We start from the raw sequence: 14352 nt of genomic DNA on the forward strand, positions 1-14352 counted from the left end.
ATTTTATGACAAAAATCACAGTAGTTGGAGCAGGTAGCTGGGGAACAGCGTTAGCGATGGTATTAGCTGACAATGGGCATGATGTACGTATTTGGGGAAATCGTTCTGAACTTATGGATGAGATTAATACAAAACATGAGAATAGTCGATATCTTCCGGGAATTACATTGCCAAGCACAATCGTAGCCTACTCTTCTTTAGAAGAAGCATTAGTAGATGTAAATGTAGTACTGCTTGTAGTACCAACGAAAGCGTATAGAGAAGTACTACAAGATATGAAGAAATATGTAGCGGGTCCGACTACTTGGATTCATGCAAGTAAAGGAATTGAACCTGGTACGTCAAAACGTATTTCGGAAGTGATTGAGGAAGAAATTCCAGAGGACTTGATTAAAGATGTTGTTGTACTGTCTGGACCGAGTCATGCTGAAGAAGTTGGATTACGTCAGGCGACAACTGTTACGTCTGCAGCAAAGCGTATGGAAGCGGCTGAGGAAGTACAAGATTTGTTTATGAATAGTTATTTCCGTGTATACACAAATCCAGATATCGTTGGAGTTGAACTTGGTGGTGCGTTAAAAAATATTATCGCATTAGCTGCTGGGATAACTGATGGTCTTGGATTAGGTGATAATGCGAAAGCGGCATTAATGACGCGTGGTTTAACGGAGATTGCTCGTTTAGGAAGAAAAATGGGTGGAAATCCGTTAACGTTTGCTGGTCTAACTGGTATGGGGGACTTAATTGTAACTTGTACAAGTGTCCATAGCCGAAATTGGCGTGCTGGGAATTTGCTTGGAAAAGGACACTCTTTAGAAGAGGTGTTAGAAAGTATGGGTATGGTTGTGGAAGGTGTAAGAACAACGAAAGCTGCGCATGAGTTGGCAGAGAAAATGGAAGTGGAAATGCCGATTACAGCTGCTTTATATGACGTCTTATTCAATGGGAATAATGTAAAAGATGCAGTAGGCTCATTAATGGGGCGTGTTCGAAAACATGAAGTGGAAGCTATACCTGACTTACTTTAAAGAAAAGCGACAGAAGTACAATTGTACTTCTGTCGCTTTTTATTTTTTTGGGTCTTTTCACCATTTTTTTATTTTTGCATAGGATGAAGAGTAACTTGAGGAGAGGGTGAAAAGAATGGATAACAACATTTTTAATAACATTGAAAAAGAAGCGAAAGTGAATAAAGAAGATATTTTTAAATTAGCATCATCTGTACAAAATGCGAATTTACGTGATGAGACTGTACTTCGTCAATTGATTCATCAAGTGGCTCTTATGGCAGGACGTGAAGTGCCGAAAGAACAAGAGGATCAAATTGTAAAAGCGATTATTAACAATAATATGCCGACAGATTTTGGCTCGTTAAGCAAAATGTTTAAAAAATAAAATATGAGAAACAAAGAGTTTGTAGATTGCATATGATAGCCATGAAAGTATGGGAATAGAGCTGTTTTGGGCATATTTGGTCAACCGAAGCGAGTGTATCACTCGCTTCGGTTTTATTTTTATCTAGATTTGTAGTAAAATGTTCTTTTTTATATTTGTTTAAAGATTTTAATTTGTTAAAATAGTATAAAAATAGATTGATAAAAAGGGGTGTGTATATGTCGGAAGGGCTTATAAAAATGTGGTTTGCTTTAGGGGCAATTGGATTTATGTTTTTTGCAGTAAGTTTTATTTTGCTAAGCAGATATAAAATAAAGAATAAATTTTTGAAAGGGATTACAGCGTTGGTAGCGTACACCCTTATGATTGTATCAGGAATTGTTATTTTTCTTGTTGTATTTAGTGGACCTGTACAGCAGTAAAGGGAATGGTACGGAGCGAGTTATATTAGTATGAAAAGGTGATTGCTAGTGAAAAAAGTCCATATTATTTTAATATTTTGTTGTATGAGCATTTTAACAGGATGTCTGTATCCAAAAGAAAATATGAAACAAAATGCTGTGCCTTATGAAGATCAGCTGCAGGTCGTTCAAAAAGCTGTTGCGACATTTAAGGAGCAAAATGACGGGATATTGCCAATTAAGACGCGGGATATGAATACGCCTATTTATCAAAAATATCCAATCGATTTTCAAAAGATTTCTCCGCGTTACATACAAGAAGCGCCAGGGAATGCCTATGAAAGCGGGGGAGTATATCAATACGTATTAATAGACGTTGAAACAAACCCGACAGTAAAGTTAATTGATGTGAGGATGGCTGAACAAATTCAGCAATTATCATTAAAGCTTAGGATGTATCGAGATGAACATCAATATCCACCATTTAAAAAGGTAATTTCAGATGGTGTGTATGAATTAGATTTCAAAAAACTTGGATATAAAGATGTACCGCAAGTGACAAGTCCGTATTCTGGTAAAGGACTTCCGTTTGTAATTAATGAAAAGGGAGAAATTTATGTTGATTATAGAATCGACTTATATGAAGCGCTGAAAAAAAACGAAGGACAATTTAAGGAGGGGGAAGATATTCGGAATATACTTTCGAAAGATTCTCCGTTTGTACCTGCGTATTCTTTACCGTATACGGTAAAGAATGGAGAACCAATTTTTTTAAAATCATAAGTCATGAACCTTTCTTTTAGTGAATAAGTTCTAGAAGAAAGGTTTTTTATGTTACACAACTTGCGATGCAAACAAAAGGTATTTTTTTAATAGTCATATGAAATTGGACAAAATTATATGATATATTGTCCGAACTTCTAGAATACCATTATATTATATCAGATATTATAGGCAACGTTAGAGAAGGTATTAGTTGACTATAAACGTGGAATTATTCCCAAAAATATTGAGGGAGGGAATCACTTGGAAAAGGTAGATATTTTTAAAGATATTGCGGAACGCACAGGCGGTGATATTTATTTTGGAGTTGTAGGAGCTGTTCGAACAGGAAAATCAACATTCATCAAAAAATTTATGGAACTTGTAGTTATTCCTAATATTGAAAATGAGTCTGACCGTCAAAGAGCGCAGGATGAACTACCTCAAAGTGCTGCTGGCCGTACAATCATGACGACGGAACCGAAGTTTGTTCCAAACCAAGCGGTTTCTATCGAAGTAGATGAAGGTCTTGAAGTGAATATTCGATTAGTAGATTGCGTCGGATATACAGTTCCAGGAGCAAAAGGCTATGAAGATGAGAATGGCCCGCGCATGATTAATACTCCTTGGTATGAAGAACCTATTCCATTCCATGAAGCTGCAGAAATCGGAACACGTAAAGTAATTCAAGAACATTCAACAATTGGTGTTGTAATTACAACAGATGGAACGATTGGTGAAATTCCAAGAAGAGATTATATAGAGGCAGAAGAACGCGTCGTAAATGAGCTAAAAGAAGTCGGAAAACCTTTCATTATGATCATTAACACTGTACAGCCGTATCATCCAGATACAGAGCAATTGCGCCAAAGCTTATCTGAAGAATATGATATCCCAGTCATTGCGATGAGTGTTGAAAGTTTAAGAGAAACAGATGTATACAATGTACTTCGAGAGGCATTATTTGAGTTCCCTGTTTTAGAAGTGAATGTGAACCTTCCGAGCTGGGTAATGGTGCTAAATGAAGGGCATTGGTTACGCCAAAGTTATCAAGAAGCCGTTCAAGAGACTGTGAAGGATATAAAACGTCTTCGTGATGTAGACCGTGTCGTATGGCAGTTTAGTCAGTATGAATTTATTGATCGAGCGAGCCTAGCTGGCATTGATATGGGGCAAGGCGTAGCAGAGATTGATCTATATGCACCAGATGAATTATATGATCAAATTTTAAAAGAAGTAGTAGGGGTAGAAATTCGAGGGAAAGATCATTTATTGAAGCTTATGCTCGATTTATCTCATGCGAAAATAGAATATGATCAAGTGGCGGATGCCCTGCGTATGGTAAAACAAACAGGATATGGTGTAGCGGCGCCTGCGTTAGCTGATATGAGCTTAGATGAGCCAGAAATTATTCGTCACGGTTCAAGGTTTGGTGTGAAATTAAAAGCTGTAGCACCATCTATTCACATGATTAAAGTTGATGTGGAGTCTACGTTTGAGCCAATTATTGGTACTGAAAAACAAAGTGAAGAACTAGTTCGTTACTTAATGCAAGATTTTGAAGATGATCCATTATCAATTTGGAATTCTGATATATTTGGACGTTCGCTGAGTTCGATTGTTCGGGAAGGTATTCAAGCGAAACTATCTTTAATGCCAGAAAATGCGAGATATAAATTAAAAGAAACGCTAGAAAGAATTATTAATGAAGGATCTGGCGGATTAATCGCGATTATATTATAAGAAAAAATCCCTCTCATCGTAGAGGGATTTTTTAAATTTCCGCATACAAAATAGGAAAATAAACAGCCATTATCTAATATATTGTTGTAAATTGTCAAGTTTCATCAGATTTTCACATTTTAAGAGTAACAATTTCCTTAAAAATATTGAATTATAAAGGAGAATCGTATAATATAGGCGTTGATAATGATTTATCTACATCTTTGTAGTATAGAATTTGTAAAAATTGCCTACAAATGAAAGTAAGACTCATTTTATGATCATTATACAGTCTTATCTTTGGGAGGAGGTGAATGGCATGAACAAGACAGATTTAATCAATGCTGTTGCAGAAGCAAGTTCCCTTTCTAAAAAGGACGCAACAAAAGCAGTAGACGCTGTTTTTGATTCTATCTTAGAAGCTTTAAAACAAGGTGATAAAGTACAACTGATCGGATTCGGTAACTTCGAAGTTCGTGAGCGTGCGGCTCGTAAAGGTCGTAACCCACAAACAGGTGAGGAGATTGAAATCGCTGCAAGTAAAGTACCTGCATTCAAACCTGGTAAAGCGTTAAAAGATGCGGTTAAATAATCCTTACATATTAACAGGGAAGAAGAGTTTCCTTTTTGGAAACTCTTCTTTTTGCTTTTAAAAACATAAATATGCTAGAATGTGTTCGTATCACTTTTAGGTTTTCGGGAGGGCTAGCGGATGGCAAAAGTTAATTTAGAACAAATTGAACATGCAGTACGCCTTATTTTAGAGGCAATCGGAGATGACCCAAATCGTGAGGGAGTACTTGATACACCAAAGCGTGTTGCAAAAATGTACGCAGAAGTGTTCTCAGGTATGCATGAAGATCCGAAAGAACATTTGCACAAAGTGTTCGGAGAAGATCACGAGGAGCTTGTACTAGTAAAAGATATACCGTTTTATTCGATGTGTGAGCATCATTTAGTTCCATTCTATGGAGTTGCTCACGTTGCATATATTCCGCAAGGCGGAAAAGTGACAGGGTTAAGTAAATTAGCTCGTACTGTAGATACAATTGCACGTCGTCCACAACTGCAAGAACGTATTACATCAACAGTAGCGAACTCTATTATGGAAGTACTAGAGCCGCATGGTGTAATGGTAGTAGTAGAAGCGGAACATATGTGTATGACGATGCGCGGTGTGAAAAAGCCAGGTGCAAAAACAGTAACAACAGCAGTACGTGGTGTACTAGAAAATGATGCTGCAGCACGTAGTGAAATTTTATCTTTTATTAAAACGAAGTAAAGAAAAGTGGGAAACTGCTTTTCTTTTTTTTTTTTTGTAAATAAATGATATAGTTTTAGCAAGGCAGAGTGAGAATAGAAAGGCTACTTAAAAGAATAGAAGATGTTATGTAGTTCGATAGAAGTTTGGAAAGAGTAGCCAAGTTTTGGTTATAGAAAATAGAGTGTATGTGTTATAATAAGTTTTATGAATTAGAAAACAAGGGTGATTTTTGTGTGTGACATCTACGGAGGGTATGCGGGTATAAGAGAGAAATTGATGGTGAAATTACGCCATCCTTATTTTATAAACTATATTGAAGAACCATTTATTGATGAAGAGAAAATAGCATTGTTATATGGTGCTTTAAAAGGTGCAAATTTACATATAGAACAAATTGAGCATTATGTAGTAACGATTATGCTTGTGCAAATTGCGCTTGATACACATGAAAGAGTATCGAATAAAGTAGGGGAAGAAGCGAATGAATCGCATAAACGTCGCCAGTTAACAGTGCTGGCTGGTGATTATTATAGCGGGTTATATTATTACTTATTGTCTATGAATCGTGATATCGTTTTAATTCGTGCGCTTGCTGAAGGAATTAAAGAAATTAATGAACACAAAATAATGTTATATCAAAAAGCGCATAAAACGATGGATGACATACTGGAAAGTGTAGTAACGATTGAGTCTGCACTTTTGCAAAAAACATGTGATCATTTTCATTTATCGCATTGGAAATCGTTTATAACATATGTACTAGGGAAAAATCGTCTCCAAAAAGAATGTGAATTACATGTTGAAAAACAGCATTCACCTGTTTTTCAAGCGGTTCAAGAGATTTTGAACGATAAAGCGGATGCAGAAACAGTTGTGAATGGATGGATGATGGAACTCGGAAAGAAAGAAAATCAAATTTTAGAAAATCACACAGATATAAGCGAAATAAACTCTGTGTTAAGAGATAAATCGAAGACATAAGCAATTTTACATTGGAAGAAGGTACGAGCATGCAACAATCAAAAGAAGAAAGAGTACATGATGTATTTGAGAAAATCTCTGATAAATACGATGTAATGAATTCTGTAATTAGTTTTCAAAGGCATAAAGCGTGGCGTAAAGAGACGATGCGCATTATGGATGTAAAACCAGGTAGTAAAGCGCTTGATGTTTGCTGCGGGACAGCGGACTGGACAATTGCGCTAGCTGAAGCAGTGGGTGAACAGGGCAAGGTTGTTGGTTTAGACTTCAGTGAAAATATGTTATCTGTTGGTAAGCAAAAGGTAGAGGCTTTACAATTAAAACAAGTAGAACTTCTACACGGGAATGCAATGGAACTTCCATTTGAAGATAACACATTTGATTATGTAACGATTGGATTTGGTTTACGTAACGTACCGGATTATATGCACGTATTAAAAGAAATGACGCGTGTAGTAAAATCGGGTGGAAAAGTAATTTGTTTAGAAACATCTCAACCAACAATGATTGGTTTTCGACAAGGTTATATTTTATACTTTAAATATATCATGCCGTTATTTGGAAAGTTATTTGCGAAAAGTTATAAAGAATATTCATGGTTGCAAGAATCTGCTAGTACATTCCCAGGTATGAAAGAATTGGCTAATATGTTCGAAAAAGCTGGACTTGAACGTGTGCAAGTGAAGCCATTTACTTTTGGGGTAGCAGCGATGCATTTAGGTATGAAACCAGAATCAAAATAGAAAAAAAGAAGTTTTAGGTTAAGGTGAACAATATGAAGTTACAACTTATGTACTCTTTTTTACGATCGGATATTAATGTGATAGAAAAAGAATTAAAAAAGACAGTTGCTTCTGAACAGCCATTAGTAGAAGAGGCGGCATTACAACTTATTGAAGCTGGTGGGAAGCGAATTCGTCCTGTATTTGTGTTGCTTGCAGGGAAATTTGGAGATTATAAGTTAGACGCAATTAAGCATGTAGCTGTTGCGTTAGAACTTATTCATATGGCTTCTCTTGTTCACGATGATGTTATTGATGCTGCGTTTTTACGACGTGGTAGTGCAACTGTGAATGCGAAATGGGGAGATCGTATTGCCATGTATACAGGGGACTATTTATTCGCTAAGTCTCTTGAATGTATAACGAATATTGAAATTCCAGAGGCACATCAGGCTCTATCGCATACCATTTTAGAAGTTTGTAAAGGTGAAATCGAACAAATTAAAGATAAGTATAACTATGACCAAAATTTAAGAACATATTTAAGAAGAATAAAGCGAAAAACCGCATTATTAATTGCTGCAAGCTGCCAACTAGGAGCGATTGCTGCTGGCGCTAATCGTGATACAGTAAGTCGTCTGTTTTGGTATGGCTATTTCGTAGGGATGTCGTATCAAATTATTGATGACATTTTAGACTTCGTTTCCACAGAAGAGAAACTTGGAAAACCTGCTGGTGGTGATTTATTGCAAGGAAACATTACGCTTCCTGCTCTATATGCTATGGAAGATCTGATACTGTGTAAAAAAATCAGATCTGTACATGAAAATACAACAGCGGACGAAATGAAAGAAATTATTGAGGCTGTAAAGAATAGTGATGCTATTGATAAAGCATTTGCGTTTAGTGAACGTTATTTACATAAAGCATTAGAAATTATAAAACCACTCCCACGTGGACAAGCAAAGTATGCATTACAAAATGTAGCAAAGTATATTGGGAAACGAAAATTTTAGTGTTTTTTCTAAAAAATAAAATAATCTCTCTATTTCAAAACTATTGCACAATTGTGATAAGGGTGTTAATATGTGTGTGGGGATATACAATTACATACATAATTCAGAAGTGGAGAGATTTTTTATGGAAAAAACATTTCTAATGGTTAAACCAGACGGTGTACAACGTGCCTTCATTGGGGAAATTGTAGCTCGTTTTGAGAAGAAGGGCTTTCAATTAGTTGGTGCAAAATTAATGCAAGTCACTCCGGAAATTGCTGGACAACATTATGCTGAGCACACAGAGAAACCTTTCTTTGGTGAATTAGTAGACTTTATTACATCTGGCCCTGTATTTGCAATGGTATGGCAAGGTGAAGGTGTAGTAGATACAGCTCGTAACATGATGGGTAAAACAAGACCACATGAAGCAGCTCCTGGAACAATTCGTGGAGATTTCGGTGTAACTGTTGCGAAAAATATTATCCATGGTTCTGATTCGTTAGAAAGTGCAGAGCGCGAGATTGCTATTTTCTTTAAAGAAGAAGAATTAGTTGACTACTCAAAATTAATGAATGAATGGATTTACTAATTATTTTGAAATAATTTGTAAACGCTTTAATCACTGTGATAATAGTAGAAAGTGCAAGGAGAATAGGGGTATTCTTCTTGCACTTTTTTTATGTCTATTAGTTACGAAGTTAGAGCTGTTATGATATATTGATATGTAAAGTAAAGGCCTATCGGAGAATAAGCGAATGGCTGATGTATTCATAACTCTTTCATATTTTTAGAGTAATGAAAGATAATATTATTGCTTAATATAGCGAGATAAATACATATACGAAAAGAGGAATAACGTATGCGATATATTACAGCTGGTGAATCTCATGGTCCACAACTTACAACGATTATAGAAGGTGTTCCAGCCGGACTACCATTAGTAGCGGATGATATAAATGAAGAGTTAGCTAGAAGGCAAAAGGGATATGGGCGCGGTAGACGCATGCAAATTGAAACAGATCAAGTGCAGATTGTAAGTGGTGTTAGACATGGAGAGACATTAGGTTCTCCAATTGCACTTGTTGTCGAAAACCGTGATTTTGCACATTGGACAAAAATTATGGGTGCAGAGCCGTTAACGGAACAAGAAGAAAAAGAAATGAAAAGGAAAGTAACAAAACCAAGACCTGGACATGCTGATCTAAATGGTGCGATTAAATATGGTCATAGAGATATGAGAAATGTACTGGAACGTTCTTCGGCTCGCGAAACGACAGTACGTGTTGCTGCTGGTGCGGTTGCTAAAAAATTGTTAGCGGAACTTGGTATTGCAGTAGCAGGCCATGTAATTGAAATTGGCGGTGTTGAGGCTAAGGAGACTACGTATCGTTCAATTGAAGAATTAAAAAGTATTACAGAAGCATCACCTGTACGTTGTTTAGATGAAGAAGCTGGTAATCAAATGATAAAAGCAATTGATGATGCGAAATCAAATGGTGATTCAATCGGTGGCATCGTTGAAGTAATTGTGGAAGGAATGCCGATTGGAGTAGGAAGCTATGTGCATTATGATCGAAAACTAGATGCAAAATTAGCAGCCGCAATGATGAGCATTAATGCTTTTAAAGGTGTTGAGATTGGAATTGGTTTTGAAGCAGCGCATAGACCGGGTAGCGAAGTTCATGATGAAATTGTGTGGAATGAAGAGCATGGATATACAAGAAGAACAAATAACGCGGGTGGCTTAGAAGGCGGTATGACGACTGGAATGCCAATTGTTGTACGCGGTGTGATGAAACCGATACCTACACTATATAAACCGCTTCAAAGTGTCGATATTGATACGAAAGAGCCTTTTACAGCAAGTATTGAACGTTCAGATAGTTGTGCTGTTCCAGCAGCTAGTGTCGTTGCAGAAGCGGTTGTAGCTTGGGAATTAGCTACAGCTTTAATAGAACAATTCGGATTAGATCGTATGGACCTTATTCGTGAAAATATTGAGAGACATAATGAATATGCGAGGGGATTTTAATGGGAAACATACATATTCAAACGAAATCAAAAGAATATGATGTATATGTAGGGAAAGAATCGTTGTCACATTTGACAACGATTGTTCAAAATATGAAGCCATCTGTATCAAATATCATGATTATTTCAGATGAAGCTGTTGCATCTTTACATTTACAGACGGTTGTAGATGCGTTGCAAATAGAGCAAAAAGTATTTTCATTCGTTGTACCGAGTGGTGAAAAAGAGAAGTCCTTTGAAAATTTCTATGCGGCTCATACGTCAGCTCTTGAAAATAAATTAGATAGAAATTCTTTAATTATCGCACTTGGAGGCGGGATGATTGGAGACTTAGCTGGTTTTGTTGCTGCGTCATTTATGCGTGGAATTCGCTTTGTTCAAGTTCCGACGACTTTATTAGCTCACGATAGCGCAGTAGGTGGGAAAGTAGCAATCAATCATCCGTTAGGTAAAAATATGATAGGTGCATTCCATCAACCAGAAGCAGTCGTATATCATACGCCGTTTTTACAGTCTCTTCCTGAAAAAGAGTGGCGCTCAGGTTATGCAGAAGTGATAAAACATGCTCTAATTGGTGATGTAAAACTATATCATTGGCTAAAAGAAGAAGTGCAAACATTAGCAGATCTTCGTGATGAGAAATTAATCCACATATTAGCGAAGGCGATTCCTGTAAAGGCAAACATTGTAGCACAAGATGAAACAGAAAAAGGTGTACGTGCTCATTTGAACTTTGGACATACGTTAGGTCATGCTCTTGAAAAAGAACTAGGATACGGAAATATTACTCACGGTGACGGAGTGGCGGTTGGAATGTTATTTGCTATATTCTTAAGTGAGCAAGTGTATAAGGTTAATCTTGCTTATGAAGAGATGAAGCAGTGGTTTTTAAAGTACGGTTATCCAAAAATGCCAAGTGATTTGAATGTAGACCGTCTCGTTCAATTAATGAAACAAGATAAGAAAGCGAATGCTGGAGCGATTCATATGGTACTTATGCAGGAATATGGGGTAGTGAATGTCGTATCTATTCCAGATGAGACTGTTCATATTGCGTTAGAGGCATTTCAAAAGAATATGGTATAAAAAGATAGGTAACAACTGTGAAGAGCCTATTTAGAAGTGTTTTCGTAATAGTGACGGTTATGATAAACGATTATAGTAAGGGAGTATAACCATATTGTAATCGAATTGAATAAAACGACTGGGGGAAGAAAAATGAGAGTAAAAGAGCAATTGTTAACTTTGAGAGCATATGTACCTGGGAAAAATATTGAAGAAGTAAAAAGGGAATATGGGTTATCAAAAATTGTGAAATTAGCATCGAACGAAAATCCATTCGGTTGCTCAGTGCGTGTGACAGAAGCATTAACTTCTTTAGCGAGCCAATATGCCCTTTATCCAGATGGATATGCCTTTGAAATTCGGACAAAAGTAGCGGAACATTTAGGTGTAAAAGCAGAACAACTACTATTTGGTAGTGGATTAGATGAAGTCATTCAAATGATTAGCCGTGCATTACTACACGAAGGAACAAATGTTGTAATGGCGAATCCAACATTCTCGCAATACCATCACCATGCCGTTATTGAAGGAGCAGAAGTTCGTGAAGTACCACTTAAAGATGGCATTCATGATTTAGATGCGATGCTAGAGCAAGTAGATGATAAAACGAAGATCGTATGGATTTGTAATCCGAATAATCCGACAGGTACATATGTAGAGAAACAAAAATTACTTTCATTTTTAGAATCAGTTCCTAAGTCAGCGCTCGTTATTATGGACGAGGCATATTATGAATATGCGGGGGCAGAAGACTATCCGCAAACGTTGCCACTTCTTGAAAAGTATGAAAATCTTATGGTTTTACGCACGTTTTCAAAAGCATATGGTTTAGCCGCTTTCCGTATTGGGTATGCGGTTGGTAATGAGCAGTTAATTGGGCAACTAGAAGTAGCAAGGTTACCATTTAATACATCGACTGTAGCACAATCTGTAGCACTTGCTGCATTAGAAGATCAAGCATTTTTACAAGAATGTGTGAAAAAGAATGAAGAAGGTTTACATCAGTATTACGCATTTTGTAAGGAATATAACGTATTCTATTATCCATCTCAAACAAATTTCATTTTCTTAAAGCTTGGTATTCCTGGTAATGAGGCTTTTGAACGATTAATGAAGAAAGGGTATATTGTTCGTTCTGGTGCTGCATTTGGTATACATGATGGCATTCGTATTACTGTCGGTTTGAAAGAAGAAAATGATGAAATTATAGAATTACTGAAAGAGCTTGTAAATGAGCAAGTACAGAAAGAAGAAACATATTCTTAAGCGATTGTGAAGGCTCCTATTATAGGGGCCTTTTTATTTAAATGGCCTGTAAATCTCAATCCTTGCGGGGCAATAATGTGAATAAGAGAAGTTATTTGCACGGTACTGAAAGAAAACGTTACAATAGAAAGTAGTAATGCGGTATCGGTGTCATATTCGAATCGTTATCAGTGAAAGTACAAGAAGAAGTATACTCATTCTAAAGGTTGCGTTCTTACACCTTGTTGCTTATGATAAAGTGAAACTTTAATCAGTGGGGGGATGTTTATCCCCCGCTGATTATTAGTTGAACCAATCGGGCTTTTACGGGCAGTTGACCCCAAAACTAACTTCTTTGCCTTAGCTGAATTTTGAGGTGGGGTCTTACTGCCCGTTAATAGCGGGGTAAATGAACAGAAAAGAATATTTTTTAGAATTAAAGGAGACGTTTATGCAAAAGTTTGAACAAGCTGTTTCATATATTGAAAATGGTGAAGCGGAAAAAGGATTACAATTATTAAAAGAACAATTAAAAATTGCGAATGATGAAGAGAAGTATGATATCGCTCGCTATTATCATACACTTGGATTTACGGATGAAGCGTTAGCTATTACAGAAGACTTACGTTTATTGTATCCAGAGGAAAGTGAATTCACTGTATTTTTAGCAGAATTATATATTGATCTAGATAAAGAAGATGAAGCGATTGAAGTGCTTCATGATATTCCAGAAAATGATGATTTATATGTTCAATCGTTATTACTTGTTGCGGATTTATTCCAAATGCAAGGTTTCGATGATGTAGCAGAACAAAAACTATTAAAGGCGAAAGAAATGATGCCTGACGAGCCTGTCATTACGTTTGGATTAGCAGAGTTATATAGTAGTAAAGGTGAAGAACAAAAGGCAATCACTTATTATGAGTCGCTATTAGCGGAACATAAAGTAATGGGTGGTGTTGTCATTGCGCTACGCCTTGGAGAAACGTTAAGCGCGATTGGAAATTGGGAAGAGGCGATTTCTTACTACGAAGCAGGTTTAGAGGAACAAAAAGATATTCACTCATTATTTGGATATGCCTTCACGTTATACCAAGGTGAAGAATACCAACGAGCAATTGGTGCTTGGCAAGAACTGAAAGAATTAGATCCTGAGTATGCATCGCTTTACATGTATTTAGCGAAAAGCTATGAAAAAGAAGGGATGCTTCAAGAAAGCTATGAAACACTTCATGAAGGAATTAAAGTAGATGAGCTTTCTGTACCATTTTATGTAGAATTAGCAAACATTGCGGCGAAATTAGGGGAAATTACGGAAGCAGAGGAAGTACTTCAAAAAGCGCTTGAGTTAGATCCAGGACATTTAGGTGCAACATTAAAATATGCGTACATCTTAAAGGAACAAGAAAAATATGAAGAGTTAATCGCTGTTGTAGAGCGTGCAATTGATAGCGGAGAACCAGATACACAACTACTTTGGGATCTTGCATTTGCAAAAAAACAATTAGAAATGTATTCGGATGCATTAAAACACTATGAAAGTGCATATACTTCTTTTAAGAATCATCCAGACTTCTTGGAAGAGTACGGTTATTTCTTATTGGAAGAAGGTATGCGAAAAGAGGCGAAAGAAGTATTTACTCAGTTAATACAACTAGACCCGACACAAATTCATATTGAAGAATTGTTATATAATTTAGAGGATTTTTCATAAGTTGGAAGGAAACTGAATGCCGCTTCTTGAATCTAAAAAGAAAAGAGAAAGA

General features: G+C 36.5%; 15 protein-coding genes. All 15 read left to right on the plus strand.

The features are described from left to right. Positions 1–5 precede the first annotated feature (5 nt). Entirely contained in the window at positions 6–1028 is a 1023-nt protein-coding gene (locus MR079_RS06470; protein WP_000161775.1) for an NAD(P)H-dependent glycerol-3-phosphate dehydrogenase, read from the plus strand. A gap of 115 nt (positions 1029–1143) precedes the next feature. After that, complete coding sequence (locus MR079_RS06475; RefSeq protein ID WP_000369754.1) at positions 1144–1395, plus strand: stage VI sporulation protein F; 252 nt, start codon at positions 1144–1146, stop codon at positions 1393–1395. Positions 1396–1613: 218 nt separating this feature from the next. Further along, positions 1614–1817, plus strand: coding sequence for a DUF2768 domain-containing protein (locus MR079_RS06480; protein ID WP_001288995.1), 204 nt, complete (start codon positions 1614–1616; stop codon positions 1815–1817). 48 nt (positions 1818–1865) lie between these two features. Then, positions 1866–2579, plus strand: a complete 714-nt coding sequence (locus tag MR079_RS06485; protein WP_049113550.1) for a hypothetical protein — start codon at positions 1866–1868, stop codon at positions 2577–2579. 243 nt (positions 2580–2822) lie between these two features. After that, on the plus strand, positions 2823–4301 hold the full coding sequence (spoIVA, locus tag MR079_RS06490; protein WP_000416519.1) for a stage IV sporulation protein A: 1479 nt from the start codon (positions 2823–2825) through the stop codon (positions 4299–4301). Positions 4302–4599: 298 nt separating this feature from the next. After that, entirely contained in the window at positions 4600–4872 is a 273-nt protein-coding gene (locus MR079_RS06495; protein WP_001043860.1) for an HU family DNA-binding protein, read from the plus strand. A 120-nt stretch (positions 4873–4992) separates the two neighbouring features. Then, the gene (folE, locus tag MR079_RS06500; RefSeq protein ID WP_001151482.1) at positions 4993–5562 is read left to right on the plus strand and encodes a GTP cyclohydrolase I FolE; all 570 of its coding nucleotides are present in this window, start codon (positions 4993–4995) and stop codon (positions 5560–5562) included. A gap of 213 nt (positions 5563–5775) precedes the next feature. Next, entirely contained in the window at positions 5776–6525 is a 750-nt protein-coding gene (locus MR079_RS06505) for a heptaprenyl diphosphate synthase component 1 (RefSeq protein ID WP_139868074.1), read from the plus strand. 29 nt (positions 6526–6554) lie between these two features. Further along, positions 6555–7268, plus strand: coding sequence for a 2-heptaprenyl-1,4-naphthoquinone methyltransferase (gene menG / locus MR079_RS06510; RefSeq protein ID WP_242293736.1), 714 nt, complete (start codon positions 6555–6557; stop codon positions 7266–7268). 32 nt (positions 7269–7300) lie between these two features. Next, on the plus strand, positions 7301–8263 hold the full coding sequence (hepT, locus tag MR079_RS06515; protein ID WP_139868073.1) for a heptaprenyl diphosphate synthase component II: 963 nt from the start codon (positions 7301–7303) through the stop codon (positions 8261–8263). A 124-nt stretch (positions 8264–8387) separates the two neighbouring features. Further along, positions 8388–8834 carry a nucleoside-diphosphate kinase gene (ndk, locus tag MR079_RS06520; RefSeq protein ID WP_000415885.1) on the plus strand — a complete coding sequence of 149 codons (447 nt, stop codon included), beginning with the start codon at positions 8388–8390 and terminating at the stop codon, positions 8832–8834. A gap of 270 nt (positions 8835–9104) precedes the next feature. Beyond that, a complete protein-coding gene (gene aroC, locus MR079_RS06525; protein WP_139868071.1) occupies positions 9105–10277 on the plus strand; it encodes a chorismate synthase in 1173 nt (390 codons plus the stop codon). Next, on the plus strand, positions 10277–11362 hold the full coding sequence (aroB, locus tag MR079_RS06530; protein WP_242293737.1) for a 3-dehydroquinate synthase: 1086 nt from the start codon (positions 10277–10279) through the stop codon (positions 11360–11362). Before aroC ends, aroB begins: the two co-directional genes overlap by 1 nt. A 132-nt stretch (positions 11363–11494) precedes the next feature. After that, positions 11495–12607, plus strand: coding sequence for a histidinol-phosphate transaminase (gene hisC, locus MR079_RS06535; RefSeq protein ID WP_139868066.1), 1113 nt, complete (start codon positions 11495–11497; stop codon positions 12605–12607). Positions 12608–13037: 430 nt separating this feature from the next. Beyond that, positions 13038–14300, plus strand: a complete 1263-nt coding sequence (locus MR079_RS06540) for a tetratricopeptide repeat protein (RefSeq protein ID WP_139868064.1) — start codon at positions 13038–13040, stop codon at positions 14298–14300. Positions 14301–14352 lie beyond the last annotated feature (52 nt).

This window comes from Bacillus cereus group sp. BfR-BA-01381 (assembly GCF_022663555.1).
GTDB lineage: Bacteria > Bacillota > Bacilli > Bacillales > Bacillaceae_G > Bacillus_A > Bacillus_A pacificus.

What these genes read in the sequence shown, in the direction of transcription:
- MR079_RS06470 (WP_000161775.1), top strand. Translation starts at nt 6, where the DNA reads ATGACAAAAATCACAGTAGTTGGAGCAGGTAGCTGGGGAACAGCGTTA.
- MR079_RS06475 (WP_000369754.1), top strand. Translation starts at nt 1,144, where the DNA reads ATGGATAACAACATTTTTAATAACATTGAAAAAGAAGCGAAAGTGAAT.
- MR079_RS06480 (WP_001288995.1), top strand. Translation starts at nt 1,614, where the DNA reads ATGTCGGAAGGGCTTATAAAAATGTGGTTTGCTTTAGGGGCAATTGGA.
- MR079_RS06495 (WP_001043860.1), top strand. Translation starts at nt 4,600, where the DNA reads ATGAACAAGACAGATTTAATCAATGCTGTTGCAGAAGCAAGTTCCCTT.
- folE (WP_001151482.1), top strand. Translation starts at nt 4,993, where the DNA reads ATGGCAAAAGTTAATTTAGAACAAATTGAACATGCAGTACGCCTTATT.
- menG (WP_242293736.1), top strand. Translation starts at nt 6,555, where the DNA reads ATGCAACAATCAAAAGAAGAAAGAGTACATGATGTATTTGAGAAAATC.
- hepT (WP_139868073.1), top strand. Translation starts at nt 7,301, where the DNA reads ATGAAGTTACAACTTATGTACTCTTTTTTACGATCGGATATTAATGTG.
- ndk (WP_000415885.1), top strand. Translation starts at nt 8,388, where the DNA reads ATGGAAAAAACATTTCTAATGGTTAAACCAGACGGTGTACAACGTGCC.
- aroC (WP_139868071.1), top strand. Translation starts at nt 9,105, where the DNA reads ATGCGATATATTACAGCTGGTGAATCTCATGGTCCACAACTTACAACG.
- aroB (WP_242293737.1), top strand. Translation starts at nt 10,277, where the DNA reads ATGGGAAACATACATATTCAAACGAAATCAAAAGAATATGATGTATAT.
- hisC (WP_139868066.1), top strand. Translation starts at nt 11,495, where the DNA reads ATGAGAGTAAAAGAGCAATTGTTAACTTTGAGAGCATATGTACCTGGG.
- MR079_RS06540 (WP_139868064.1), top strand. Translation starts at nt 13,038, where the DNA reads ATGCAAAAGTTTGAACAAGCTGTTTCATATATTGAAAATGGTGAAGCG.